This is a genomic window from Pseudomonas sp. LS-2 (assembly GCF_003605735.1).
GTDB lineage: Bacteria > Pseudomonadota > Gammaproteobacteria > Pseudomonadales > Pseudomonadaceae > Aquipseudomonas.
In genome coordinates, this window is sequence record NZ_QXTJ01000008.1 from 1 (window position 1) to 24,924 (window position 24,924).

The following is a 24,924-nucleotide window of genomic DNA, read 5'->3' on the forward strand; positions in this document are numbered from 1 at the left end:
CGGCCCTGGCATTCCAGCTCGCCCATGCTTCTGGCCGAAAGCCCTGTCATTCCGGCTCGCCCATGCTTCTGGCCGAAAGCCCTGTCATTCCGGCTCGCCCATGCTTCTGGCCGAAGACCGTGGCATTCCGGCCCCCTATGCTTCTGGCCGAAGGCCGTGGGAGGCCAGCTTGCTGACGATCTGCCGCGCAGCGGTAGCAACCCGGCCAATGCGGTTGACCTGACCCACCGTGCCAAAGAGCCTCAGGACCGCTTCGCGGCCCATCGCTGCCGTCGTAACCTCCGAGAGCTCCCACGCCCTGCGGGCACAAGCGAGTTAGCGGCGTGATGCCTGTCTGCGCCTCTGGCCAAAGGCCGTAGCAGTCCGGCTTGCCGGCGGTAGCGATCTTCCGACCGTCACCGCCTGCAAGCCATGCTGCTACTGATTTTTTGCGTCCAGGCGCGGAACGGTCATACGTTGACCCACGAGTTGCTGTGCCCGGTCTTGGCGATACGGCCCAGTGGCAGGTAGGTACGCTGCGCCTGCTTATAGGTTTGCCAGTCGATGATCGCGGCTCTGTTGACGGTCGGGCAGGCCACAAGATTGATGGTCTGACGCAGCCTGTACAGCTCAGGTAGCGTGCGGTCGACCACGTCATTGAAGACGCCAGGGCCTGTCAGCCAGCTGAGTTGTCTGGCGAAACGTTCGAACCCGGCCTTGTCGAACTGGATATCGGGCTTGGTGCGGTAGAAGTCAGGGAGTTGCTCGAAGCGTCTGCGAATTTCAGCGGAGATCAGGTCCAGGGTCGGGTTGCCGGCGTGGCTGCCGATCATGTTGGTGTTGTACAACGCGTGCATCGACAGTGTTTCATTGGCCACAGGTGCGGCCACCAGCAGGCCGTTGGCGGTCGTATGCAATTCGGTCTCCTTGATGCTTTCACCGGGTATTCCGAAGTTCTGGCCGTCAATCTGGTGGGGATACTCACCGGTGGCGAGAAATGTGTCGTCTAGATCCATGTACAACCCGCCTTCGTGATGTAGAAGACGATAACGCAGGATGTCTACTGCCGAAGCGTAGGTGGTCGCTTGCCCGCCATTACCGGTCATTGCGGCCTGGTATTGATCGTAGTATTCGCTGTCCTGGAACACCTTGAAGAAGTCCTGATCCTCCAGCACCCGAACCTCCAGCGACGGCGCCCGCTCCCTCAGGTTCTGGATATTAAAGGCGTAGGCCTCCGGATTAGCGTTCGACAGGTACAAGCGGTACGCGTACTGACTGCCTTCCAGGTGTTCGGCATTGCGGGCGATGTTGCTTAGCAGTTCCGAACTGATCGTCTTGTCGCCCACCCAGATGTGCGTGACCACTCGGGGAATAGGGCTTGAAAGGCCGCCGCTGTGGGCGGTGAAGTCCACGGGTAGCTTCAGATCGATCCCCAGACCTCTGAGTGTCTGCATTCGCGCTTCATCGCTGACATGCGCGTTCACGTCACGCACGGGTACCAGATTAGTTTTTGGCGGTTGCGGCGCCGCGTAGTAGACAGGGTTCACTTCGTTCAAGTCGTCTTTCAGCAGAAAAGCGTTGCGTTCGACGTCGTAAACGACTTCAGCGAGATAGCCGTCCACGCTGGCTTGAAGCAGATCCGGGAAAGTTCTGTAGTTGGTCGTTCTGACAATGGCATCGGCAACCGCGCTGTCTCCTCCGGGTAACAGCCCGATCACATCGCTGTACTCAAAGCTTTCGGCAACCTCGGGTTCCGGCCAGTGGGGAGGATTCACCGGGCTCAGGGGATACCCAAGCTCGCCGTTTACCTCGCTGGGACTGACAAACCAGTTGCTTCGGGTACGAAATACCTCCGCGGTTTTCGACACGCCTTGTTCAACCGCCGGTAAGGCATTGAGCACACCGAATACCGCCTCCCCGACGCCAGCCGCCTTTTGTTCAAGGTTTTTGGAATTGATTGCCTGATCCAGTCCAAGGCCGAACTGTGCGACGCCACCGGCGGCGAACACCAGCGCAAGTTCTGGAGCCAGCAGAACCAGAGGCGCGAGCATGTTCATCGCTGAGTACACGTAGCCGCGCCACTTCGCCTTGGTGACGTCATGGTCAGTGGTAATGATGAAATCGGCGTCTTGATAGCTGCGGTCTTTCTGTCGGTTGGTCAGGGCAAGAAACAGATCCGCGTCAATCCAGGGGCTGTACTCGCTGGCTTTGTAGTTAACGTACTCACGTGCCGGCCACACGCCCACCGTGGTGAAGCCGGGTCGATTGCTGGACAGAAAGAAAGGTTTCGGGAAGCTGGCAAGACCTGAAAGCGCGGTGTCGACGCCGCTGTAGCTCAGGCCATTATCACGATCGGACAGGGCGAAATGTTCGCTCAATGCCTCGCGTTTGCGTGTATCCCGGCATTGAAGTGCGAACCAGTCCTGCATCAGCCCCTCATTGGCGAACTCGTGGAGCGGCGAGGCGTTGCCGGGGATGTAGAGCAGGGTAAGACCGCTTACGTCGTTGCTGATGCAGATCAAATCGGTACTGGCATAGCCGTAGACATTCAATGCCCTGACTTTGACAGAGCCGGATGTGCGCGGTTTTTCCAGACCCGCTGCCTGCCAGGCAAGACGCCGCCCGGCATCAGTCAGGCTGCCTTCACTGACCTGCTTGTTGCAGGCTGTAATGAAAGCGATCTTCACGGCGGTGCGGTAGGCGCTCAGGTTGGTTTCCCAGTAGCGGTCCAGCGCGGCTTTGTAAGGGGTGTGGAAGTTGAGGTCCCAGATGAACTGCTGGAAGTCCTCGGCGCGAATCGGCACATGGGTATCGGCGCTGTAACGTTGCGGCGTGGTCTGACGAAACAGCCCGTTGAAAATCGTATAGGCGGCGCCGTAATGGAACACGCCCGGGGTTTGCATGGCGTCGACCACCGTAATGGGCTCGGGCGGGAAACTTCCGGCCCACGGTGCACCCAATGCCGCGCCGACAACGTTGTTGTTGGACTCGCCTTGCCAGTTGGCGAGAACGGCCTGAGTCAATGTCATTTTCTGGGTCACAACGCCGACCCAATTGCCTTGGGCATCGCTCTGGTAATGCAGAGTGACTGCGTCGATGCGGTCGGGGTCGATCGTATTGCCGTGTTGGCTGGCCCATCGGCGGATGGCGTCGGCGGCCATGCGGTCGGGGCGGGGAAAGTCGATCAGTGTGTCGCGCACATGTCGTACGCCGGTTGCATTTACGTAGTTGCGGGCCATGTCGGTCACCTCGCTGGGTTGATGCGACAAGGTTGGCGGCTACGCCGTGCAGCGATGCGTTACATATGTATTGTTCTGATGATCGATCATCACGCGGTGTTTCTGTCAGTCCCGGCTGGGCGTGATATCCCGCTCCACCGGCTCAGGGTCCGGATCGAAACCCACCGGAAACTTGCCCTTCAGGTGCCACGCGAACGCGATGATTTCAGCGATGGTCAGGTACAGCTCCTGCGGGATGCTGTCGCCCAGTTCCATGCGCGCGAGCATTTTCACCAGTTCGGCGTTCTCGTAAATCGGGACCTTGTACTCCCGGGCTATCGCCAGAATGGCCTCGGCCAGCGCATCGTCGCCCTTGGCGGTGAGGGTGGGCGCTTGCTGGCCGTCGTAGCTCAGGGCAATGGCCTGTCGCGGGTTCTGATCGTGGTTGTTCATCAGGCGTTCTCGTCGATCCAGCGTTGTTCCAGCACGGTCCGCGAACCCTGGGCCGGTACGCCGCGATTGCATTCCAGTTCCTTCACGTTCAAACCGCAGGCCACCAGCCGGGCGCGCAGGTTATTCAGCTCACTGGAGATCAGTTCCGCCGCGCCTTCGCGCTCGGCCCACATCTGGCTGGAAAGGTTGCCCGCGATCAATTGCGCTTGTACCTGCAGCGGGCCCAGCGGCTCAAGATCGAAGGCCAGTTCGACGCGCCAGAGTTTTTCCTTTTCCTTGACCTCTTGGGTCGCGTTTTCTGGCGTCTGTTCGCGTTCGGGGGTGTCTTCGCGCTGAACCTTGACCTGCAACGGCACGATGTCGTGGGCGTTGCGCATGGGGATTTCCAGTTGCCAGGTGGTGACCTGCGTCCCGTCGGCGTTGGTGCGGGTCTGTTCCAGTCCACCGAGCTGATGGCTTTGCAGGCGCGAGATGGCACCTGCAGCCAGTTTCAGCAGGGTTTCCAGGTCGTCCTTGTTGTCCGGGCTGCCCAGGGTGCGCGCCGGTAATGGGAAGTTGATCGGCAGGCTCGGCGCAGCCACCAGGCCAAGCGTACCCAAGGCATTGCGGATCATGCTGGGCATTGCCCGCGCCAGGGTGTTGGCCGCAGCGGCCGCGTCATAGCTGGCATTGTTCGGCAGGCCGGGAAGGATCTGCGCGATGACCCGCAACAGGTTGGCCTTGAGGTCCGGGACCAGCGTCGGGTTTTCGCCCGCCAGCAGCCGCGACTCCATGAACAACCCGCTGGCGCTCAAGGCTTGCGCCACGCCTTTGGCGGTGGTCAGTTGCTGTACATCGGGCAAATCGGCGAACAGTTGATCGATGCTGGCGCGCAGCGACGGCGGCAGGTTATCGGGCGCATCCGTTGTGGGTGGCGACAGATTCTGCAGAGCGGTCAGCAGACTTTGCAGCGAGCCCTGACGGCTTTGCTGGGTCGACAGTTGCTGGGCAAGTGCCAGTTCGTCGAGACGATTGGGCAGGGCGATGAAATTCAGCGCCTGGCTATTTTGCACCTGCGCACTGAGCAGGCTGCCGACGCGCAACGGCTGGGGGCTCTCGATGGTCAGGCTGCTACCGGCCAGCGCCGTATTGAGCAGCATCACGATGGAGCGGTAAGCGGCGGGGGCGTTGCCAGACGATTGCCCGGTCAGTTGCGCGACATTCTGCGCCGCGACCTGAGTGGTCAGCACTTTGCCCTGAAGCAAAGTACCGGCAGGCAACTGGCGGGTATCGATGCTCGTCAGGCTGTTGGCGACGGCCTTTTGCAGGTCCTGCACGCTGATCGTCAGGGTATCGGCCGAGCCCTGGGCGACATTGACGTTGGTGCCTGGCGTCAGCGGCAGCGTGCTGCTGACGGGCAGGGTGGTCTGCTGGCCGTTGTTCATGGTCAGCCTGAGCAGCAGTTGAAAATCCTGGCCCAGTTGTTTGAGGCTGACGACTTCGGCGTTGGCGACTTGCCCCGAGCTCAGCAGGCCGTCACGGGGCTCCATCAACTTGAGCACCTCGCCCGGCGGCACGCCCGCGCGCAACAGGGCCGTGGCAGCTGCTACTGGAGAAAGATTGGGTATATCGCCTGTCATCGGATCCCGACTCGTTGAGGAGGTGCGCGGGGTCAGCCGCCGTGCCCGGCCTTACCACGAAAACTGCCCGTGTCAGCAGGCACGCGGCAACAGCGCCTATCTATGTATAATCCTGCGCCGACGTCATCGGCGGGCGACCGTTAAGCTGCATCAGTATAACGGCCGTCGCACCGCTGACTTGAACCGCCGTGCACACCTGCTATCCGAAAAGAAGGTCCCCATGTCGATCCCCGTTCTTGAAGCCGTGGCGCTTGCCTGCGAGCGTGACTGGCGCCTGCTGTTCGAGCATCTCGACCTGCGGCTCACGGCGGGCGACATGGTGCAGATCAGCGGCCCCAACGGCAGTGGCAAGACCAGCCTGCTACGCCTGTTGAGCGGCCTGATGCAGCCCACCGCCGGCCAGGTGCTCCTGGACGGCAAACCCCTCGGCGCACAGCGCAGCGAATTGGCGCACAATCTGTTGTGGATCGGCCATGCTGCGGGCATCAAGGATTTGCTTACCCCCGTTGAAAACCTCTCCTGGCTCTGCGCCCTGCACCACAGCGTGGAATCGGCCGACATCTGGCGAGCCCTCGAAGCGGTTGGACTGCGCGGTTTCGAGGATGTGCCGTGCCATACGCTGTCCGCCGGACAAAAGCGTCGCGTCGCGCTTGCCCGTCTTTACCTGCCGGGGCCGGCGCTGTGGATGCTCGATGAACCCTTTACCGCGCTGGACAAGCAGGGCGTCGCGCAACTCGAAGCGCACCTGGCCGATCACTGCGAAAACGGCGGCGCCGTGGTGTTGACCACCCACCACACGCTGAGCCGCACGCCGGCCGGTTACCGCGATCTGGATCTGGGGCAGTGGGCCGTATGAGTCATGTGTTTACCCTGTTGGTTGCCCGCGAAGCGCGTCTGTTGTTTCGTCGTCCCGCCGAGCTGCTCAACCCGCTGGTGTTCTTCGCGATCGTGATCGCGTTGTTTCCGTTGGCGGTAGGGCCCGAGGCGCAACTGCTGCAAACCCTGTCGCCGGGGCTGGTCTGGGTTGCAGCCCTGTTATCGGTGCTGTTGTCCCTCGACGGGCTTTTTCGCAGCGATTTTGAAGATGGTTCACTTGAACAATGGGTGCTTTCGTCGCACCCTTTGCCGCTGCTGGTGCTGGCCAAGGTGCTGGCACACTGGGCGTTCTCCGGTCTGGCGCTGGTTTTACTGGCCCCCGTACTGGCGTTGATGCTGGGTTTGCCGAGCGCCTGCCTGCCGGTTCTGTTGCTGTCGCTGTTGCTGGGAACGCCGGTGTTGAGCCTGCTCGGCGCGGTGGGCGCGGCGTTGACGGTGGGGCTCAAGCGCGGGGGGCTGCTGCTGGCGCTGTTGATTCTGCCGCTGTACATCCCGGTGCTGATTCTGGGCAGCGGAGCGCTTCAGGCTGCACTTCAGGGCATGCCCGCGACCGGCTATCTGCTTTGGCTTGGCAGCCTGACCACGCTGGCGATAACTCTGACACCTTTTGCAATTGCTGCTGGCCTGAAAATCAGCGTTGGCGAATAATCGGGTTCTGACCGATCGGACAGCTTTTTGTCGATCAGCGCCGGGTTGATAACGATTAAAGCCAGGACCTTCAGCGAATAGAAGCGCCTGACGTGAAATGAGCACCGTGATGAAAAGGCAACGTGATGAACACTAGCGCCAAGGCTAAGAGCGGTATCAGTTGGGCCTGGTTCCATAAACTGGGCTCGCCGAAATGGTTCTACGGGATCAGCGGCCGCCTGCTACCGTGGCTGAGTATCGCTGCCGCCTTGTTGATCGGTATCGGCGTGGTCTGGGGTCTGGCCTTCGCGCCCCCCGATTACCAGCAAGGCAACAGTTTCCGCATCATCTATATCCATGTTCCTTCTGCCATGCTGGCGCAGTCCTGTTACGTGATGCTGGCCGTATGCGGCGTGGTCGGGCTGGTCTGGAAAATGAAGATGGCCGACGTCGCCCTGCAATGCGCCGCGCCCATCGGCGCCTGGATGACCGCCGTGGCACTGGTGACGGGCGCCATCTGGGGCAAACCGACCTGGGGCTCGTGGTGGGTCTGGGATGCCCGACTGACGTCCATGCTGATTCTGCTTTTTCTGTACTTCGGTCTGATTGCGCTGGGCAACGCTATCAGTAACCGTGACAGCGCCGCCAAGGCCTGCGCGGTGCTGGCGATCGTCGGGGTGATCAACATCCCGATCATCAAGTATTCGGTGGAGTGGTGGAACACCCTGCATCAGGGGGCAACGTTCAGCCTGACCGAAAAGCCGGCGATGCCTGCCCAAATGTGGCTGCCGCTGCTGTTTACCGCGCTGGGGTTCTACTGTTTCTTCGGTGCGGTCCTGCTGGTGCGTATGCGCCTGGAAGTGCTCAAGCGCGAGTCCCGCGCCAGTTGGGTCAAGGACGAAGTGATGAAGAGCCTTGGGCAGATGCCTCGTACAGGAGCCGATAAATGAGCTTCGATTCGTTCGGCGACTTTCTGGCCATGGGCAAACACGGGCTGTTCGTCTGGACCGCCTATGGCATCTGCCTGAGTGTACTGGCCATTAACGTCGTGTCACCGCTGTTGGCGCGTCGGCGATACCTGCAACAAGAGGCGCGTCGTTTGCGCCGGGAGAGCAATACGTGAATCCGCTGCGAAAAAAGCGACTGTTGATCATCGTGGCGATTCTGGCCGGAGTCGGCATTGCCGTGAGTCTGGCCCTTAGCGCCCTCAAAGAGAACATCAATCTGTTTTACACCCCGACCCAGATCGCCAGTGGCGAGGCGCCCCAAGACACCCGCATTCGCGCCGGTGGCATGGTGGAGAAGGGCTCGCTGCAGCGCTCCGCCGATTCGCTGGACGTCACCTTCGTGGTCACCGATTTCAACAAGTCGGTGACCATTACCTACCGTGGCATCCTTCCCGACCTGTTCCGCGAAGGGCAGGGCATCGTCGCGCTGGGCAAGCTCAATGCCGATGGCGTTGTGGTGGCCGATGAGGTGCTCGCCAAGCACGATGAAAAATACATGCCGCCGGAAGTCACCAAAGCCTTGAAGGACAGCGGCCAGTCAGCGCCGGGTACGCCTTCGACGTCAGGCCCTCTCCCAGAGAAACAGGGGTAAACCATGATTCCCGAACTCGGCCATCTGGCCATGATCCTGGCCCTGTGCTTTGCCATCGTGCAGGCCATCGTCCCGCTGTTTGGCGCCTGGCGCGGCGATCGGCTGTGGATGGGCCTTGCCCAGCCTGCGGCTTGGGGACAATTCGCTTTTCTGCTGTTCGCCTTCGGCTGCCTGACCTACTCGTTCATGGTCGATGACTTCTCGGTGGGTTACATCGCCGAGAACTCCAACAGCGCCTTGCCGTGGTACTACAAGTTCAGCGCGGTGTGGGGCGCCCACGAAGGTTCGCTGCTGCTGTGGGCGCTGATTCTGGGCGGCTGGACGTTCGCCGTGTCGGTGTTCTCGCGGCAGTTGCCGCAGGTCATGCTGGCCCGTGTGCTGGCGGTGATGGGCATGATCAGCGTCGGCTTTCTGTTGTTCCTGATCCTCACCTCCAACCCGTTTGCCCGCATCCTGCCGCAGATCCCGCAGGACGGTCGTGACCTCAATCCATTGCTGCAGGACATCGGCCTGATCGTTCATCCGCCCATGCTGTACATGGGCTATGTCGGTTTCTCGGTGGCCTTTGCGTTCGCCATCGCCGCCTTGCTCGGCGGGCGTCTGGATGCGGCGTGGGCGCGCTGGTCGCGTCCGTGGACCATCGTTGCGTGGGCGTTTCTGGGCATCGGCATCACCCTGGGCTCCTGGTGGGCCTATTACGAATTGGGCTGGGGCGGCTGGTGGTTCTGGGACCCGGTGGAGAACGCCTCGTTCATGCCGTGGCTGGTGGGCACGGCGCTGATCCACTCGTTGGCAGTCACCGAGAAGCGCGGCGTGTTCAAGAGCTGGACCGTGTTGCTGGCCATCGCCGCGTTTTCCCTGAGCCTGCTGGGCACCTTCCTCGTGCGTTCCGGTGTGTTGACGTCGGTCCACGCATTCGCCTCCGATCCGGCGCGTGGCGTGTTCATCCTGATCTTTCTGCTGATGGTGGTGGGCGGCTCGCTGACCCTGTTCGCCATCCGCGCCCCGGTGGTAAAGAGCCACGTCGGGTTCAGTCTGTGGTCGCGAGAAACCCTGCTGCTGGGCAACAACCTGGTGCTGGTGGTCGCCGCTTCGATGATCTTGCTCGGCACTCTTTATCCCCTGGTGCTGGATGCATTGAGCGGGGCGAAGATGTCAGTGGGCCCGCCGTACTTCAACGCACTGTTCGTGCCGTTGATGGGCCTGCTCATGGCCGTAATGGCGGTGGGCGTGCTGGTGCGCTGGAAAGACACCCCGGTCAAGTGGCTGATGAGCATGCTGGCGCCGGTGCTGGTCGGCAGCGCGGTACTGGCGGTAATCGCCGGGTTTGCCATGGCCGATTTCCACTGGGCGGTGCTCGCAACGTTCATGCTGGCGGCCTGGGTGCTGCTGGCGGGCGTTCGGGACTTGCTGGACAAGACCCGCCACAAGGGCCTGCTCAAAGGCATGCGCACGTTGACCCGCAGTTACTGGGGCATGCAACTGGCTCACATCGGCATCGCCGTGGTGGCGCTGGGCGTCGTGTTGTCGAGTCAGAACAGCGCCGAGCGCGATCTGCGTCTGGCCCCCGGCGAGTCCGTCGAACTGGGCGGTTACCAGTTCGTGTTCGACGGCGCCAGGCACCTTCAAGGCCCCAATTTTACCTCTGACGAAGGCACCATCCGCGTGCTGGAAGACGGCCAGGAAGTGACCGTGCTCTACCCGGAAAAACGGCTGTACACCGTGCAGCGCTCGATGATGACCGAGGCGGGCATCGACGCCGGTTTCACCCGCGATCTGTACGTTGCTCTCGGCGAACCGCTGGACAACGGCGCCTGGGCCGTGCGTGTTCACGTCAAACCCTTCGTGCGCTGGATCTGGTTCGGTGGGCTGATTACTGCGTTAGGCGGTTTGCTGGCGGCGCTGGACAAGCGTTATCGGGTCAAGGTTCGAAGCAAGGTGCGTGATGCGCTGGGCCTGTCGGGAGCGGCGGTATGAAGCGTTGGGTGTTGTTGATTCCGCTGGCGCTGTTTCTCGGCATGGCGGCGTTTCTTTACAAAGGGCTGTACCTGGACCCGTCCGAATTGCCCTCGGCGCTGATCGATAAACCGTTTCCCGAGTTTTCCCTGCCAGCCGTGCAGGACGGCCAGCCGCTGACCCGTGCGAGCCTGCTGGGCAAACCGGCGTTGGTCAACGTGTGGGGCACCTGGTGTATCGCCTGTCGGGTCGAGCATCCGGTGCTGACCAGACTGGCGCAACAGGGTGTGGTCATCTACGGCGTCAACTACAAGGACGTCAACGCCGATGCCCTGAAGTGGCTCAAGGACTTTCACGATCCCTATCAGCTGAACATCAATGATGAAGCCGGGAGTCTGGGGCTCAACCTCGGTGTTTATGGCGCGCCGGAAACCTTCCTCATCGACAGCAAAGGCATCATTCGCTACAAGCACGTCGGCGTGATCGACGAGACGGTCTGGCGGGAAAAGCTGGCGGGGCTGTATCAAGGGCTGGTCGATGAGGGCAAACAATGAAGCGTTTCCTCGCCGCCGCTGCATTGATCATGAGCTGCGCTGGCATCGCTCACGCGGCCATCGACGCCTACACCTTCAAGGATGAAGCCGAGCGCGCGCGCTACACCGAACTGACCCGCGAACTGCGTTGCCCCAAATGCCAGAACCAGGACATTGCAGACTCCAACGCGCCGATCGCCGCCGACCTGCGCAAGGAGATCTATCGCATGCTCGGCGAAGGCAAGAGCAATCAGCAGATCATCGATTTCATGGTCGATCGCTACGGCGAGTTCGTGCGCTACAAGCCCGAGCTGAATGCGCACACCTGGTTGCTGTGGTTCGGCCCTGCCGGGCTGCTGCTTGGCGGTGTGTTGTTGATTGGCGTGATCGTTGTGCGTCGTCGCAGACAATCCGCTGAAGACGCCAATGTGCTTTCCGACGAGGAGCGTCAGCGCCTCGCCCACCTGCTGGATAAAAACCACGAATGATCGATTTCTGGCTAGCGGCCGGCCTGCTGTTGCTGGTGGCCCTGAGTTTCCTGCTGATCCCTCTGTTGCGCGGTCGTCGTGCCCAAAGCGAAGAAGATCGCACCGCCCTCAATGTTGCTCTGTATCAGGAGCGTCTCGCCGAGTTGCAGGCGCAACAGGAGGAGGGCGTGCTGTCCGCTGCGCAGATGGACAGCGGCCGTGCCGAAGCCGCCCGCGAGTTGCTGGCGGACACCGAGGGCGCCGCTCCTGAACGTGTCTCGCGACTGGGTAAGCCATTGCCATTGCTGGTGGCGGTGCTGGTGCCTGTGCTGGGCCTGGGGCTGTACTTGCATTTCGGCGCCAGCGACAAGGTCGAGCTGTCCCGGGAGTTCGCTCAGGCGCCGGGCTCGCTGGCGCAGATGACTGACCGTCTGGAGCGTGCGGTCAAGGCCCAGCCGGACTCGGCCGAGAGCATTTATTTCCTGGCGCGCACGTACATGGCCCAGGATCGTCCGGCCGACGCCGCTGCCATGTTCGAGCGCGCCGTCGCGTTGGCCGGGCGCCAGCCGGAGCTGCTGGGGCAGTGGGCACAGGCGCTGTACTTCGCCAGCAACAAGGCGTGGACGCCGCAGATTCAGGCGTTGTCCGACGAAGCACTGAAGCTCGACCCAAGAGAAGTCACCAGTTTGGGTTTGAAGGGCATCAACGCTTTTGAAAGTCAGCGTTTTCAGGAGGCGGTCGATTACTGGAAGCGGCTGCTGGCCGTGCTGCCACCGAACGATCCATCGCGCTCGGCGCTGGAAGGCGGCATCGCTCGCGCCAGTGACAAGCTGGTACAGAGCGGCGGCACGCTGCAGGAGGCCCCGGCGGCCGTGGCACAGGGAGCGCGTCTGAAGGTTCATGTGACGCTGTCCGATGCGCTCAAATCCAGAGTGCAGCCCAGTGACACGGTTTTCGTGTTCGCCCGCGCTGTGTCCGGCCCGCCTGCGCCGTTGGCAGTCAAGCGGGTGACCGTGGCCGATCTGCCGGTGGATGTGGAATTGACCGATGCCGACGCGATGATGCCGCAACTGAAACTGTCGAACTTTCCGGAAGTCCAACTCGTTGCTCGGGTATCCCGCGCAGGCCAGCCCACTTCTGGAGAATGGATCGGTCGCAGTCAGCCGTTACCGAGCAACGTGACCGCCCCTCAGGCCTTGACCATTGACAGTCCCGATCAGTAGCCCCGATCAGTAGCCCTGATCCGTGCCGGCATCTTTAGGAAGTTTGCGCTTATGTATCGCGTCGCACGATTTGCCTTGTTGAGTGTGGTAGTGGCCTTGAGCGCTGCCTGTGCGGTTCAGCGCCCCGGCCCGCAAAGCTCGGAGCCGATTCCGACCATCCCCGGTCCGTCGCCGACCCCGCAACCGGGGACCCCGCGGACCACGCCACAGACTCCGCCGTCGACGCCGATTCCAACCGGTCCGAAAACCTCTTCCCACTTCGCCCCGCCGCCGGGTGGCAACAGCCACTGGGACGCGAAACTGGGCGTGCATGTGCTGGATAACGTGCCGAACACGTTCTACCGTCAGCGCACCTATTACCGCTGGAACAACGGCTGGAGCTGGGCGACCTCGCCAGCGGGCCCTTGGCAGGAAACCGATTCGAGTGGCGTTCCGCCGGGGTTGAGCAGGCAGTTCGGGAATTGAACCGTTCTGCCTGACGGCCAAAATAACTACTTCGCCGGATAAATCTGATCAAACACCCCACCGTCATTGAAGTGGGTCTTCTGCACGGTGCGCCAGTCACCGAAGGTTTTCTCCACGTTGAGGAAGTCGACTTTCGGGAAGCGGTCGGTGAATTTGGCCAACACCGCCGGGTCCCGCGGGCGCAGGTAGTTATTGGCGGCGATTTCCTGGCCTTCCGGCGACCATAGGTATTTCAGGTAATCCTCGGCGAGTGTGCGGGTGCCTTTCTTGTCGACGACTTTGTCGACCAGACTCACCGGCGGCTCGGCTTCAGCGGAGACGCTTGGATAGACGACTTCGAACTGATCGCGGCCGAACTCGCGGGCGATCATTTCCGCTTCGTTTTCGAAGGTGATCAGCACGTCGCCGATCTGGTTGGTCATGAAGGTCGTGGTCGCGCCACGGCCGCCGGTGTCGAGCACGGGGACGTGAGCGAACAATTGGCCGACGAACTTCTTCGCGGCGGCTTCGTCGCCACCGTTCTTGAGCGTGTAGCCCCAGGCAGAGAGATAGGTGTAACGACCATTGCCCGAGGTTTTCGGGTTTGGCACGATCACTTCAACGCCATCCTTGATGAGGTCCGGCCAGTCTTTGAGCGCCTTCGGGTTGCCCTTGCGCACGATGAACACTGTTGCCGAAGTGAATGGCGCGCTGTTGTTCGGCAGGCGGGTGACCCAGTTGTCCGGGACCAGCTTGCCGTTGTCGGCCAAGGCGTTGATGTCGGTGGCCATGTTCATGGTGATCACGTCAGCCGGCAGACCGTCGATAACCGAGCGCGCCTGCTTGCTCGAACCGCCGAAGGACATCTGCACCGCGACGTTTTCCTTATGTTCGGCTTCCCAGTGCTTCTGGAAGGCGGCGTTGTAATCCTTATAGAAATCACGCATCACGTCGTAGGAGACATTGAGCAGGGTAGGTGCGGCGTGGGCGGCGCTGCCGAAGGCCAGTCCGGCAGCCAGCAGAGAGGCGGCGAAGAGTCTGTTCACTGCGAATTCCTTTGTTGTGTCGAAGAGTTGTTCTTATATAAATAGGGCTGGCTAATGGCCGGGACTATAACGAAAACCCTTATCCGCCCATAGATTAAAAACGCATGTGCTTATGACTTTTGCCCAGGCTCGACGGCCGAAATCGAATCGATTTTCGGGAACAGCGCATTGCCGCATCGCGAACAGAATGCCGCGCCATGCTCGTGGCTGTTCTTGGCGCAGACCGGGCAGTCATGCTGCAACTGATCGCCGCGCATGGCATTGGCCAGTTCCGCAGTGAATATCCCGGTCGGCACGGCGATGATCGAGTAACCGGTGATCATCACCAGGGACGACAGAATCTGCCCCACCGGCGTCTTCGGCACGATGTCGCCGAAGCCCACCGTGGTGAGCGTGACGATGGCCCAGTAGATGCCTTTGGGAATGCTGGTGAAACCGTGCTCCGGGCCTTCAATGACGTACATCAAGGTGCCGAACACGGTGACCAGGGTCGACACCGTCACCAGAAACACGATGATCTTCTGCCNTAGGGGCTGAGTTTCAGCACGCGGAAGATTCGCAGCATCCGCACCACACGCACGATCAGCAGGTATTGAGCGTCGCTGTAGTAGATCGCCAGAATGCCGGGCACGATGGCCAGAAGGTCGATCAACCCGTAAAAGCTGAACGCGTATTTCAGCGGTCTGGGTGAGCAGTACAGGCGCAGGATGTACTCGACGGCGAAGACGAAGGTGAAGCCCCATTCGATATAAGCAAGCAGGTCGGCGTAGTTGCGGTGGACGGCTTCGATGCTGTCGATGATCACCACTAGCAGGCTGGAGAGGATGATCAGCAGCAGGATCTTGTCGAAGCGTCGACCGGCCGTAGTGTCCGTCTGAAAGACGATGATGCGTAGCTGTTCGCGCCAGCCAGTGTTGCTGTCCATGGGGCAGTTCCGAATGCAAGGTCGGCAGAGCCTGTGACAAACCGCTCAGGAGCGCAACCGGTGATCGTCCACCGATTGCTGCAACAGGCGTCGGCTGGCCTGCACCAGCCAGCAGGCGAGAATGAATGGCGCGGTCAGCGTCGCCAGCCCCAGGCCCGAGAAGCCCGGTTGCAGCAGGATCGCCAAGACGATGGCGATGCCCGGCAGCCAGGGTTTGTAGCGCACGTGACTGAAGGCCAGCGCCGCCAGCGCGGGGTTATAACCTGACAGCCCAAGCAACGCCTGACTGGTTTCCTGTTGCCACACGGCGAAGGCGATTCCACTGACACAGCCCACTGCAGCCCACAGCGCGGCGGTGCGGTTGGAGATCAGCAGGCCGATGCCGATCAGTACGCCTGCGAGCGGGTGGTCCAGCAGAAACACCTGTCCCAACCCGAGCGGCAACGCCTGAATCAGATCTGAAGCAGCGGCAGGCGTGTTCGGCATGGGTGTGGCGAACAGCAGCAACACCCAACTGAACAGCACGAACGGCGCGGTGTAGGCCTTAAGGCACGAGGCCCGAGGCGCGCGTTGCAACCAGCCATGCATCAGCATCGCGCTCAAGCCACCGCAAGCGATGATCAGCAGGGGCAGCAGCGGCGACCATTCGAAGCGATAACAGATCAGCAACCCCAGCAACACGCCGTTGTAGCTATAGACGCCGGACTGACGCTCAGTCTTGGCATAACCGCGCCGTTGCGCCGTGAGCAAACCCGCGACCGCACCCAGCAGCGCACCGCCGAGGGACGAGGGCGCGCTGACGAGAATCGCCAACAGGCAGAACAGGCCGCACAGTGGATTGCGCTGCAGCAGAACCTGGCTGAATCCGTTGAGCAGCGCTTCGGCCCAGTCAGGGCAGGTGGAGGAGGGGGCAGATTTGAGGGTTTCCATACATGTATTCAATATATGTTTTTATTGTATACATAGTGGCTGAAGCCCGGTGTGCATTCAAGGGCTATACGCTGCTCGGCGGTACTCTCGTTCTGTAGCAGTCCGGCTTGCCGACGGTGGCGCTTTCAACGACGCTACCGCCGGCACGGCGAACTGCTTTGGGGATGTGGTCAGACCCTGAACTGTCTCAGCAACCCGTTCAGCTGTTCACTCAACCCTTTGAGCTGGCCACTTGCCGCGCTGGACTGCTCGGCCGCCACCGCCGTGCTCTGGGACAACTGCGCCGCCTGCGTGACGTTCTGGTTGATGTCTTCCACGACATGGGATTGCTGGAGCGTCGCGCTGGCAATCGAGGCATTCAGGCCGTTGAGGTTGCGCAGCGCCTGGCTGATCGACGTCAGACTTTGCCCGGCGAGGTTGGCCTGCTCGATGGTCAGTTGCGAGGAGCGGCTGCTGTCGCCGATCACTTTCACGGCAGCATCGGAATGGGTCTGCAAACGCTCGATCATCGCCTGAATTTCCGCCGTGGACTTCTGCGTGCGTTGAGCCAGCAAGCGAACCTCGTCGGCAACCACCGCAAAGCCTCGACCCTGATCTCCCGCGCGCGCCGCTTCGATGGCCGCGTTCAGCGCCAGCAGATTGGTCTGTTCGGCGATGGAGCTGATGACTTCGAGCACCCCGCCGATCTGCGTGCTTTCACTGGAGAGGGTGCGAATCACCTCCACTGCCTGATTGATGGTGCCGGACAGGTGATCGATCTGCTTCAGGCTGCTGTCGATGTTGGCCTGACCCTGTTGCGCCTGGGACTCGGCGTTGCGCATCTCGCTGGCGGCGTGTTCGGCATTCCTGGCAACGTCCTGCACGCCATACGTCACCTCGTTGACCGCTGTCGCCACCTGTTCCATCTGCAGCGACTGTTGCTGACTGCGTTCCTGCGCCTGAACGGCGTTGCTGCCCAGTTCGCTGGACGCCTGACCCAGCCCGACAGCCGAGCGTTGCAGCTCGGTCACCACCCGCCGCAGCTTGGCGGTGAAGGCATTGAAGTGCTGCGCCAGTTGAGTGATTTCGTCGTTGCCGTGGGTTTCCAGGCTGCGAGTCAGGTCGCTTTCGCCGCTGGCAATGTTGGCCATGGCCTCGACGGTGGTCTTCAGCGGACCGGCGATACTGCGCCCGATGACGATCAACAACAGGGCCATGACCAGAATGATCCCCGCACTGATCGACAGCGCCTTGATCACCTGCTGGCGGAACTCGGCCTGCACGTCATCCACGTATACCCCGGAACCGATGATCCAGCCCCATGGCGTGAACAGCGAGATGTAGGATGTTTTCTGGACCGCATCGCTGGCGCCCGGTTTTGGCCAGCGATAGTTGACCATCCCGGCACCCTTGGCCTTTGCCAGGGTGACCATCTCGTTGAAAACCTGAAAGCCGTCCGGGTCCTTGACGCCCGAAAGGTCCTGGCCCACCAGCTTGGGGTTGGCCGGGTGCATGATCATCACCGGGCGCAGGTCATTGATCCAGAAATAGTCGGTCTGGTTGTAGCGCAGGCCGCGGATGGCTTCCATCGCCTGCTGCTGTGCCTGTTCGCGGGTCAACGTGCCAGCGCTTTCCAGGCCATGGTAGTAGTCGAGCAGGCCGCTGGCGGTCTGCACCACATGCATGGTTTTTTGCGCCTTGGCGTCATAGAGGTCGTCATGGATTTGCTTAAGCATGGCCACAGCCAGCGTGAACAGCATCAACACAGCGACGATAAGGATCAGCCACAGACGCCGACTGATCGAGAGATTGCGCATATTCATAACGTCACTCCGTTCATTGTTCTTGTTATTGCGCCAAGCCGTTTCCACTACCGGCTTGCGAGACGACGTGTCCGTCCACCGCTCGATTGCGAAGACAGGTCGTCTTCAAGCATCTCGGCCCGGCGCGGACAAACGTGAGAGGGGTCACAAAAATTTTCGCAGCCAGCCGTCTGATAAGGCTGAAACGTCGTGTTGCCGCCTTGAAAGTGGCGTCAGATTTTTTACAGGTATAGCCAAAGGCTTACACGAAGTGGAGCATTTGACTCTAGGTTGGATCCCATTTGCGCAGTACATTGAATCCATCAACTGCAGCAACGGACGGCTGCAGGATCAGGGATGATCGACCATTGCCAGGAATGGCTACCGACAGGGAGTTGGATGGTGTTGCACAAACCCGCCTCGGCGGGTTTTTTAATGCCCGCAGAAAACGTTTTTAGCTTCCTGCGCCCCCCGCGTTACAACCGTTTCGACCAAATGTCATTACCCGATGGAATTTCCAGCGCTTGCGCCGTTCACAGTACCGACGATACCCGAGTCCAGGACAGGGCCGGCCGGGCAGGCAATGGGAAGAATTATTGTGGATGCAGCGCAAATGGCAGCAAACGGACAGCAAAAAGGACTCATTCTCGTGGTGGAGGACGAGTCGATCATTCGCGATTTTGTGTGCGAGATTCTAGGCGACGAGGGTTTTACGACCCATTCGCTGGAAAGCGCCGACGAGGCCGCGACGTTTCTCGACGGGCACGCCGACAGGGTTTCGTTGTTGCTGACCGACATTCTGATGCCCGGCACGCTGAACGGTGCCGACCTTGCGAACTTGTCTGGCAACAAATGGCCACAGATTCCGATTCTCATCATGTCTGGTCACGAGACCCCGGAAAGCTCAGGGGTCCAGCACCCTGTGACGTTCATCCGCAAGCCGTGGAGTTTCGGGCAGTTGCTGGACGGCGTCGACAAGGCGCTTCAAACCCGCAAGAGCACTGACTGACGCCAGCAGGCCTCAGCGATCAGGTTCACATCCTTTGAGCACCAGGCGAATGATGGTCTGGGCGGCGGCTTCGTAGTCAGCGTCGTCCAGCCTGGCCTTGCCGGTGACGGTGGAAATCTGCCAGTCGAAATCGGCGTAGGTCTGGGTCGCGGCCCAGATGCTGAACATCAGATGGTCGGGGTCCACCGGTGCGATCAGACCGTCGTCGATCCAGCCCTGAATGCAGTCGATATTGTGCCTGGCCTGACCGTTGAGCTGTTCGACCTGCTCGGGCGTCAGGTGCGGCGCGCCGTGCATGATCTCGCTGGCAAACACCTTGGAGGCGAAGGGCAGGTCGCGGGAGATGCGGATCTTGGAGCGGATGTAACCGCTCAAGACTTCTGAAGGTACCCCATCGCGATTGAACGGCGTCGACGCCTGCATGATCGGCTCGATGATACTTTCGAGCACCTCGCGGTAGAGGTTTTCCTTGGACTTGAAGTAGTAGTAGACGTTGGGCTTGGGCACACCCGCCTTGGCGGCGATGTCGCTGGTTTTGCTGGCGGCGAAGCCTTTGTCGGCGAATTCTTCACTGGCTGCGCGCAGGATCAGTTCTTTGTTGCGCTCGCGGATGCTGCTCATAAAGCTGAATTTCCTTGCCTGCTCGGCGGTGGCGAATGTTAGCACCGGCCTCGCGCAAGGCTCAAGATTGCCGCTGACGCGCACCCGGCCTATGCTCGGGTCAGTGTGTCCAACTCCGTGTCTATTAATCGAAAGGAACCTGGCCAATGGCAGGAAGCAGTCTTCTGGTGTTGATCGACGACATCGCCACCGTGCTCGACGACGTCTCGTTGATGACCAAGATGGCGGCGAAGAAAACCGCCGGGGTGCTGGGCGACGACCTGGCGCTCAACGCCCAGCAAGTCTCCGGTGTACGCGCCGAACGTGAGTTGCCGGTGGTGTGGGCGGTGGCTAAAGGCTCGTTCGTCAACAAGCTGATTCTGGTGCCCTCGGCGCTGGCGATCAGTGCATTCATTCCCTGGGCCGTCACGCCGTTGCTGATGCTGGGCGGTGCGTATCTGTGCTTCGAAGGCTTCGAAAAGCTGGCGCACAAATTCCTGCACAGCGCCGAAGAAGATCAGGCCGATCATGCCCAGCTCACCGAAGCCGTGGCGGACCCTGCGAGCGATCTGGTGGCCTTGGAAAAGGACAAGATCAAAGGCGCGGTGCGCACGGACTTCATCCTCTCGGCCGAGATCATCGCCATCACGCTGGGCACGGTCGCCGACGCCCCGCTGACGCAACAGGTCATCGTGCTGTCGGGCATCGCCATCGTCATGACCATCGGGGTCTACGGGCTGGTGGGCGCAATCGTCAAGCTCGATGACGGCGGCCTTTACCTGAGTGAACTCAAAGGCGAGGGCAGTCTGCGCCGCATGCAGCGGGCGTTCGGAAGAGGGGTGCTGAGGGCCGCGCCGTACATGATGAAAAGCCTGTCGGTCATTGGCACGGCGGCGATGTTTCTGGTTGGCGGCGGCATCCTGACCCACGGCCTGCCAGTGCTGCATCACGGGATCGAGACCATCACCGCTGCGACGGGCGGATTGTCCTGGATCATCCCGCCGTTACTCAACGCTGTGGTCGGGGTGATCGCCGGTGCTATTGTGTTGCTGGCCGTCACGGGAGCGGGAAAAATGTGGCGCCTTTTCAAGAAGGCCTGAACAGGTATTTTGCGGCGAGGTGTCAGCATGAACAGCCCTTTGTTTTCCAGCGTGGTCGCCTATGCCCAGCACTGCGAGCGGCAACTGGTGGAGATTCTTCATCGCAGACCGACGCTGGATCGGCAACAGGTCATGACCTGGGTCGATGAACAGAGCCATGCGATGAAAGATCGTGATCCACTGGACCTGCTGCGTTCGCTCAATGCGAAAGTCCGCGCTGGCAAGCCGTTGCCGTGGGAGAACCACCCTTAGACCAATGCCCTCGTCGTTGTAGCAGCACGGCTTGCCGGCGGCAGGCGATCTTGAGGACGTCACCGCCGGCCAGCCGGACTGCTACAGGGGGGGCTCAATTGTCGGCGTTTAGTTTGTAGGCCTTGGCGGACTTGCGGTTGTAGATCGGCATAAGCAGATCTCGCCGTGCTGCTGAAAGACATTGCGGCGTGGGTTGGCTGGCATCCCACGCCGCCAGATATCAGAAAAACACCTTCACCAACAAACTCGCCGTGTTCTGGTCAGTGTCGAAGTAACGGGTGTCGTTGATCCCGTACTTGTTGGTCCAGTAGTCGTATTCAATACCCACATACAACTGGCGGTCCGGCAGGTTCAGCGCTTTGCCCAGGTCGTATTTGATCTGTGGGTTGAAGTGCAGGTTGGAGTGATAGTCGCCTTTGGTGTTGGACTGTTTGTTGTCCACGACCCAGTCCATGAACCCGTCGATCAGGATGTCGGACTTGCCCACCGGAATGGTGTAAGACCAGACCGGGGTAATCTGCCAGGCGCCGTAACCTGCGCGATGACCATCGTTGTAGCGTTTGTAGAAGTTCAGCTGGAAGTAGTCGAAACCCGGAATCTTCAGGTCGAAGCCTGGACCGATCAGGTAGGACTCGACATCGCCTTCGCCGAATTCGTAAGTGGTCGCCAACAGCACGTCGGTGATAGGGCCGAGTTCGAATTTCTTGTCAAAGATCTTGCCCATGGACAGGCGTGGGGAGATTTCACCGTAGTTGGTCGCGTTACCCACGCCCGCATCTTTCTTGCCGTTGTAATTGATGTAGTCGAAGAAGATGAAGTTATCCCCGTATTTCCAGCCATCAGCATGTTCGAAAGTAAAGGTCTGCTGAATTTCCGGATTGACGGCAAAGTCCTTGCCATAGAGGTACGTCAGGCTGTTGCTCTGCCACTGCAGCAGATCGCCCGACATGGCCGGAGCGGCGGCAAGCAGGCTACCTGCGGCCATCAGGCTGGAAAGCATACGGTTCATTCGGTGACTCCCTAAGGTTTAAGGTCGTTGTTGCCCAGTGATCGACGCTCTGTTTCGGCGCCTTGTTTTGTACTGATTAACCTGTCCAATCGATCAGCTTTTAGTGGATAGCAAGAGCTGAGCCAACACCCTGAAAAAAGACGTAAAAGGCTCGTCGGCTGTTTTGAAAACAGTCGATTCGGTTAGTTATTCGTGCCTTTTCGAGGGCGCAGAGACTGATCGCTAATCTGTCGGGTCGGTCAGGATAAGTTAAGCGGTCGTCTTACCCTGTTTTCGAGCTGTTTCTGAGCGGCGGCGGAGGATACTGACTCGCGCAGCCGGTCTCAAGTGCTCTTTGACAGAGCACGCCAGTCGAAAACGGGGCAGTCTGACCGATCGGTCAGTCAGTGCGAGTGTGCCGGACCTGCCATGGCCGCGCGTTCGGCACCGCCCAGTACGTTGAACAGCAGGTTCAATAGCACCGCGCTCAGGGTCGCCATGGCGATGCCGCTGTGGGTGATCGGCTCCATCCAGTGTGGCAGCTGGCTGAAGAACTCCGGTCGGACCACCGGAATCAGCCCCATGCCGATGCTCACCGCGACCAGCAACTGATTGCGGCGGTCGGAGATGTCGGCTTCCTGGAGGATCTTGATCCCGGTGGCGGCGACCATGCCGAACATGGCAATCGCTGCGCCGCCGAGTACCGCTGGCGGAATCGACGCCACCAGATACGCCGCTTTGGGCAGCAGGCTGAGCAGGATCAGAAAGCCACCGGCGACGATGGTGACCGAACGGCAGCGCACACCGGTCATCTGCACCAGGCCGATGTTCTGCGCGAAGGAGGAGTGGGTGAAGGTGTTGAGGAAACCGGCAAGGAAAGAGGCCGCCGCATCGCACAACAAGCCCCGGCGAAGCATGCCGGGTGTCACTTCGCGGTCGGTGATCTTGCCCAGCGCCAGGAACATCCCCGTGGACTCGACGAAGATGATCACGACCACCAGACACATCGAAAGGATCGGCGCCAGGCTGAATTGCGGCATGCCGAAGTGCAGCGGCGTGACCACTTTCACCCAGTCGGCCTGGGCCAGACCGCTGAGGTCGACCATACCGATGAAGCCGGAAATGATGTAGCCCAGACCCATGCCGATCAGTACCGAAATGTTGACCCAGAAACCGCGCATGAAGCGGTTGATCAGCAGAATGGTCAGCAGCACCAGCGCCGCGATGGCGAGGTACAGCGGATCGCCGAAGCTCACCGCTTTACTGCCGCCACCGGCCCAGTTCACGGCCACCGGAAACAGCGACAGGCCGATGGAGGTGATCACGGTGCCGGTCACCAATGGCGGAAAGAAACGCACGATCTTCGACATGAAGGGCGCGATCAGCATGCCGAAGAAACCCGCAGCGATGGTCGCGCCGAAGATGCCCGGCAGACCGACGCCCGGCATGCCCGCCATGGCGACCATACTGCCGACGGCGGCAAAGCTGGCGCCCATCATGATGGGCATGCGGATACCCAGCGGACCGATGCCGAGCGATTGCACCACCGTGGCGATGCCCGCGACCAGCAGGTCGGCGTTGATGAGGAAGGCGATTTCTTCGCGAGAGAGGCCAGCGGCCTGGCCGATGATCAGCGGCACCGCAACGGCACCCCCGTACATCAACAGGACGTGTTGCAGGCCCACCAGAATCAGTTGCATCAGTGGCAGGGGCTGTCGTGGTGGCGCAGCAGGGATGCGCGCGTGAGTTGACTCGGACATGCAACACCTCGGATTTTGTTCTTGTTTTTTGAGTACGCCCGTTGCGGCTGGGCGGTGGAGCTTTTACATCAGGTAAACGCAGCCTTGTAGGAGCGCGCTTGCCCGCGAATTGCGGTGTGTCATTCGGCACAAATGGCACAGTTCGATAGCTATCGCGGGCAAGCGCGCTCCTACAGGAGCAAACCGCGGTCCGGAAAATCGGACCGGTCACATCAATTCGTCTGCGCCCCCTTATCAATCCACTGCCCCAACAGATCACGTTCCTGCTGGGTCATCTGGGTGATATTGCCCAGCGGCATGATCTGCGCGGTCACGGCCTGGGCCTGAATGCGCGGAGCCAGTTGCTGGATCTGTTGCGGGGTGTCGAACATGATCCCGCCCGGAGCGCTGCTGAACAGCGGGCTGGTCGGTTTGGCCGAATGGCAGACCGCGCAGCGTTCCTGAATCACGCTGTGCACCTTGCCGAAATCCACACCACCGGCATTACTGGCCTGAGCGGGCGCTGTCTCGGCGGGGGCGGCAGGGGTTTCGGGCTTGGGCTCGTCGGCACGATGGCCACCCACTGCCGTTGCGGGCAGCGGCTGATACTCGATCTTGGCGACTTCCGGGCCACGCGGCATTTGCGCAGGACCGGTCACGTACGCCAGGCAGATCATGCCCAGTGCGCCAACCGGCAATGCCCAAGCGTATTTGTGGCTGTTGTGACGGGTGTTGAAGTAGTGACGAACCAACACCGCACACACTGCAATCGCCGCCAGGATCAACCAGTTGTACTGACTGCCGTAGGTGCTCGGAAAGTGGTTGCTGATCATGATGAACAGCACCGGCAGGGTGAAGTAGTTGTTGTGACGTGAACGCAGCAGCCCTTTGGCTGGGAGCGTCGGATCAGGCGTGCGGTTCTCGGCAATCGCCGCGACCAGTGCACGTTGCGCCGGCATGATGATGCGGAACACGTTACCGACCATGATCGTGCCCAGAATCGCGCCAGTGTGCAGGTAAGCACCACGACCGCTGAACACTTGAGTGAAGCCGTAGCAGGCGCCGATGACCAGTACGAACAACACCAGACCCAACAGGCCAGGGCGCTTGCCCAGGGGCGAGTCGCAGAGTAGGTCATAGATGAACCAGCTGGCGATCAGCGAGCCAACGCCGATTGCGATGCCTTCGGCGCCGGTCAAGGTGCTGCCGGGCGCCAGCAGGTAAAGGGTAGGGTTGGAGTAGAACACGATGCACAGCAGTGCGACGCCCGACATCCAGGTCCAGTAGGCTTCCCACTTGAACCAGTGCAGGTTGTCCGGCATGGTCGGCGGGGCCAGCTTGTATTTTTCCAGGTGGTAGATACCGCCACCGTGGATCGCCCACAGATCACCGCTCAGACCGTCACGCGGGTTGGCGCGGTTGAGGTTGTTCTCCAACCAGACGAAGTAAAAGGATGCGCCGATCCAGGCGATCCCGACGATCATGTGAATCCAGCGCACGCCCAGATTCAGCCATTCCATCAGATGTGCAGCCACAGTCTTTACCGTTTGCCTGTCGTCA

General features: G+C 60.7%; 24 protein-coding genes and 1 pseudogene. 13 read left to right on the top strand and 12 right to left on the bottom strand.

Annotation, left to right across the window (positions count from 1 at the left end; all coding sequences use genetic code 11):
• Positions 1 to 449: 449 nt before the first annotated feature.
• The 3 genes from D3M70_RS04360 to D3M70_RS04370 all read right to left on the bottom strand — a co-directional run bounded on the left by D3M70_RS04360 (position 450) and on the right by D3M70_RS04370 (position 5,269).
• On the bottom strand, positions 450 to 3,218 hold the full coding sequence (locus tag D3M70_RS04360) for a dermonecrotic toxin domain-containing protein (RefSeq protein WP_120124648.1): 2,769 nt from the start codon (positions 3,216 to 3,218) through the stop codon (positions 450 to 452).
• A 105-nt stretch (positions 3,219 to 3,323) separates the two neighbouring features.
• Complete coding sequence (locus D3M70_RS04365) at positions 3,324 to 3,650, bottom strand: EscU/YscU/HrcU family type III secretion system export apparatus switch protein (RefSeq protein ID WP_120124649.1); 327 nt, start codon at positions 3,648 to 3,650, stop codon at positions 3,324 to 3,326.
• Positions 3,650 to 5,269: a flagellar hook-length control protein FliK gene (locus D3M70_RS04370; protein ID WP_120124651.1), complete on the bottom strand. Its 1,620-nt coding sequence runs from the start codon at positions 5,267 to 5,269 to the stop codon at positions 3,650 to 3,652. Before D3M70_RS04370 ends, D3M70_RS04365 begins: the two co-directional genes overlap by 1 nt.
• A gap of 220 nt (positions 5,270 to 5,489) precedes the next feature.
• Here D3M70_RS04370 and ccmA point away from each other — a divergent pair, with 220 nt between their 5' ends.
• The 10 genes from ccmA to D3M70_RS04420 all read left to right on the top strand — a co-directional run bounded on the left by ccmA (position 5,490) and on the right by D3M70_RS04420 (position 13,015).
• Positions 5,490 to 6,125, top strand: a complete 636-nt coding sequence (gene ccmA, locus D3M70_RS04375; protein ID WP_120124652.1) for a cytochrome c biogenesis heme-transporting ATPase CcmA — start codon at positions 5,490 to 5,492, stop codon at positions 6,123 to 6,125.
• Positions 6,122 to 6,793, top strand: a complete 672-nt coding sequence (gene ccmB / locus D3M70_RS04380) for a heme exporter protein CcmB (protein ID WP_120124654.1) — start codon at positions 6,122 to 6,124, stop codon at positions 6,791 to 6,793. Before ccmA ends, ccmB begins: the two co-directional genes overlap by 4 nt.
• A gap of 125 nt (positions 6,794 to 6,918) precedes the next feature.
• On the top strand, positions 6,919 to 7,722 hold the full coding sequence (locus D3M70_RS04385) for a heme ABC transporter permease (RefSeq protein ID WP_165869732.1): 804 nt from the start codon (positions 6,919 to 6,921) through the stop codon (positions 7,720 to 7,722).
• A complete protein-coding gene (gene ccmD / locus D3M70_RS04390; protein WP_120124655.1) occupies positions 7,719 to 7,895 on the top strand; it encodes a heme exporter protein CcmD in 177 nt (58 codons plus the stop codon). The genes D3M70_RS04385 and ccmD overlap by 4 nt, the downstream gene beginning before the upstream one ends.
• Entirely contained in the window at positions 7,892 to 8,371 is a 480-nt protein-coding gene (ccmE, locus tag D3M70_RS04395) for a cytochrome c maturation protein CcmE (RefSeq protein ID WP_120124657.1), read from the top strand. Before ccmD ends, ccmE begins: the two co-directional genes overlap by 4 nt.
• A gap of 3 nt (positions 8,372 to 8,374) precedes the next feature.
• Entirely contained in the window at positions 8,375 to 10,348 is a 1,974-nt protein-coding gene (locus D3M70_RS04400; protein WP_120124659.1) for a heme lyase CcmF/NrfE family subunit, read from the top strand.
• A complete protein-coding gene (locus tag D3M70_RS04405; protein ID WP_120124660.1) occupies positions 10,345 to 10,881 on the top strand; it encodes a DsbE family thiol:disulfide interchange protein in 537 nt (178 codons plus the stop codon). The genes D3M70_RS04400 and D3M70_RS04405 overlap by 4 nt, the downstream gene beginning before the upstream one ends.
• Entirely contained in the window at positions 10,878 to 11,348 is a 471-nt protein-coding gene (locus tag D3M70_RS04410) for a cytochrome c-type biogenesis protein (RefSeq protein WP_120124662.1), read from the top strand. The genes D3M70_RS04405 and D3M70_RS04410 overlap by 4 nt, the downstream gene beginning before the upstream one ends.
• Entirely contained in the window at positions 11,345 to 12,550 is a 1,206-nt protein-coding gene (ccmI, locus tag D3M70_RS04415; RefSeq protein ID WP_120124664.1) for a c-type cytochrome biogenesis protein CcmI, read from the top strand. Before D3M70_RS04410 ends, ccmI begins: the two co-directional genes overlap by 4 nt.
• Positions 12,551 to 12,601: 51 nt before the next feature.
• A complete protein-coding gene (locus D3M70_RS04420; RefSeq protein ID WP_120124665.1) occupies positions 12,602 to 13,015 on the top strand; it encodes a hypothetical protein in 414 nt (137 codons plus the stop codon).
• A gap of 26 nt (positions 13,016 to 13,041) precedes the next feature.
• Here D3M70_RS04420 and D3M70_RS04425 read toward each other — a convergent pair whose 3' ends face one another.
• The 5 genes and pseudogenes from D3M70_RS04425 to D3M70_RS04440 all read right to left on the bottom strand — a co-directional run bounded on the left by D3M70_RS04425 (position 13,042) and on the right by D3M70_RS04440 (position 17,697).
• Entirely contained in the window at positions 13,042 to 14,040 is a 999-nt protein-coding gene (locus D3M70_RS04425) for a sulfate ABC transporter substrate-binding protein (protein ID WP_120124667.1), read from the bottom strand.
• Between the two features lie 110 nt (positions 14,041 to 14,150).
• Positions 14,151 to 14,566, bottom strand: a 416-nt coding sequence (locus D3M70_RS32620) for a potassium channel family protein (protein ID WP_256659702.1), incomplete at its 5' end; no start/stop codon positions are given.
• A 1-nt stretch (position 14,567) separates the two neighbouring features.
• Positions 14,568 to 14,965 (bottom strand): annotated as a pseudogene (locus tag D3M70_RS32625) (ion transporter); the annotation flags it as partial.
• A 45-nt stretch (positions 14,966 to 15,010) separates the two neighbouring features.
• Entirely contained in the window at positions 15,011 to 15,895 is an 885-nt protein-coding gene (locus D3M70_RS04435) for an urea transporter (protein WP_120124669.1), read from the bottom strand.
• Positions 15,896 to 16,065: 170 nt separating this feature from the next.
• On the bottom strand, positions 16,066 to 17,697 hold the full coding sequence (locus tag D3M70_RS04440; protein WP_120124670.1) for a methyl-accepting chemotaxis protein: 1,632 nt from the start codon (positions 17,695 to 17,697) through the stop codon (positions 16,066 to 16,068).
• Positions 17,698 to 18,289: 592 nt separating this feature from the next.
• Here D3M70_RS04440 and D3M70_RS04445 point away from each other — a divergent pair.
• Positions 18,290 to 18,685 carry a response regulator gene (locus tag D3M70_RS04445; RefSeq protein WP_120124672.1) on the top strand — a complete coding sequence of 132 codons (396 nt, stop codon included), beginning with the start codon at positions 18,290 to 18,292 and terminating at the stop codon, positions 18,683 to 18,685.
• Positions 18,686 to 18,697: 12 nt separating this feature from the next.
• Here the strand turns inward: D3M70_RS04445 and D3M70_RS04450 are convergent, their stop codons facing one another.
• Entirely contained in the window at positions 18,698 to 19,306 is a 609-nt protein-coding gene (locus D3M70_RS04450; RefSeq protein ID WP_120124673.1) for a TetR/AcrR family transcriptional regulator, read from the bottom strand.
• Between the two features lie 146 nt (positions 19,307 to 19,452).
• Between D3M70_RS04450 and D3M70_RS04455 the strand changes: the two genes are divergently transcribed.
• Both D3M70_RS04455 and D3M70_RS04460 read left to right on the top strand, forming a co-directional pair.
• Positions 19,453 to 20,385, top strand: coding sequence for a DUF808 domain-containing protein (locus D3M70_RS04455; protein ID WP_120124675.1), 933 nt, complete (start codon positions 19,453 to 19,455; stop codon positions 20,383 to 20,385).
• A gap of 27 nt (positions 20,386 to 20,412) precedes the next feature.
• Entirely contained in the window at positions 20,413 to 20,637 is a 225-nt protein-coding gene (locus D3M70_RS04460) for a hypothetical protein (RefSeq protein WP_256659703.1), read from the top strand.
• A gap of 220 nt (positions 20,638 to 20,857) precedes the next feature.
• On the opposite strand, the gene D3M70_RS04465 is transcribed toward D3M70_RS04460, so the two are convergent.
• From D3M70_RS04465 to D3M70_RS04475, 3 genes are all read right to left on the bottom strand, one after another.
• A complete protein-coding gene (locus D3M70_RS04465; protein WP_120124677.1) occupies positions 20,858 to 21,646 on the bottom strand; it encodes a hypothetical protein in 789 nt (262 codons plus the stop codon).
• Positions 21,647 to 22,029: 383 nt separating this feature from the next.
• The gene (locus tag D3M70_RS04470) at positions 22,030 to 23,385 is read right to left on the bottom strand and encodes a nucleobase:cation symporter-2 family protein (RefSeq protein ID WP_120124678.1); all 1,356 of its coding nucleotides are present in this window, start codon (positions 23,383 to 23,385) and stop codon (positions 22,030 to 22,032) included.
• A gap of 212 nt (positions 23,386 to 23,597) precedes the next feature.
• On the bottom strand, positions 23,598 to 24,899 hold the full coding sequence (locus tag D3M70_RS04475; protein ID WP_120124680.1) for a urate hydroxylase PuuD: 1,302 nt from the start codon (positions 24,897 to 24,899) through the stop codon (positions 23,598 to 23,600).
• Between the last annotated feature and the right edge of the window lie 25 nt (positions 24,900 to 24,924).

Coding starts and splice junctions, on each gene's coding strand:
- D3M70_RS04440 (WP_120124670.1), bottom strand. CDS start 17,697: ATGAATATGCGCAATCTCTCGATCAGTCGGCGTCTGTGGCTGATCCTT.
- D3M70_RS04450 (WP_120124673.1), bottom strand. CDS start 19,306: ATGAGCAGCATCCGCGAGCGCAACAAAGAACTGATCCTGCGCGCAGCC.
- ccmA (WP_120124652.1), top strand. CDS start 5,490: ATGTCGATCCCCGTTCTTGAAGCCGTGGCGCTTGCCTGCGAGCGTGAC.
- ccmD (WP_120124655.1), top strand. CDS start 7,719: ATGAGCTTCGATTCGTTCGGCGACTTTCTGGCCATGGGCAAACACGGG.
- D3M70_RS04445 (WP_120124672.1), top strand. CDS start 18,290: ATGGCAGCAAACGGACAGCAAAAAGGACTCATTCTCGTGGTGGAGGAC.
- D3M70_RS04370 (WP_120124651.1), bottom strand. CDS start 5,269: ATGACAGGCGATATACCCAATCTTTCTCCAGTAGCAGCTGCCACGGCC.
- D3M70_RS04385 (WP_165869732.1), top strand. CDS start 6,919: ATGAACACTAGCGCCAAGGCTAAGAGCGGTATCAGTTGGGCCTGGTTC.
- D3M70_RS04460 (WP_256659703.1), top strand. CDS start 20,413: ATGAACAGCCCTTTGTTTTCCAGCGTGGTCGCCTATGCCCAGCACTGC.
- D3M70_RS04400 (WP_120124659.1), top strand. CDS start 8,375: ATGATTCCCGAACTCGGCCATCTGGCCATGATCCTGGCCCTGTGCTTT.
- ccmI (WP_120124664.1), top strand. CDS start 11,345: ATGATCGATTTCTGGCTAGCGGCCGGCCTGCTGTTGCTGGTGGCCCTG.
- D3M70_RS04465 (WP_120124677.1), bottom strand. CDS start 21,646: ATGAACCGTATGCTTTCCAGCCTGATGGCCGCAGGTAGCCTGCTTGCC.
- D3M70_RS04435 (WP_120124669.1), bottom strand. CDS start 15,895: ATGGAAACCCTCAAATCTGCCCCCTCCTCCACCTGCCCTGACTGGGCC.
- D3M70_RS04365 (WP_120124649.1), bottom strand. CDS start 3,650: ATGAACAACCACGATCAGAACCCGCGACAGGCCATTGCCCTGAGCTAC.
- ccmB (WP_120124654.1), top strand. CDS start 6,122: ATGAGTCATGTGTTTACCCTGTTGGTTGCCCGCGAAGCGCGTCTGTTG.
- D3M70_RS04420 (WP_120124665.1), top strand. CDS start 12,602: ATGTATCGCGTCGCACGATTTGCCTTGTTGAGTGTGGTAGTGGCCTTG.
- D3M70_RS04360 (WP_120124648.1), bottom strand. CDS start 3,218: ATGGCCCGCAACTACGTAAATGCAACCGGCGTACGACATGTGCGCGAC.
- D3M70_RS04455 (WP_120124675.1), top strand. CDS start 19,453: ATGGCAGGAAGCAGTCTTCTGGTGTTGATCGACGACATCGCCACCGTG.
- D3M70_RS04405 (WP_120124660.1), top strand. CDS start 10,345: ATGAAGCGTTGGGTGTTGTTGATTCCGCTGGCGCTGTTTCTCGGCATG.
- D3M70_RS04470 (WP_120124678.1), bottom strand. CDS start 23,385: ATGTCCGAGTCAACTCACGCGCGCATCCCTGCTGCGCCACCACGACAG.
- D3M70_RS04410 (WP_120124662.1), top strand. CDS start 10,878: ATGAAGCGTTTCCTCGCCGCCGCTGCATTGATCATGAGCTGCGCTGGC.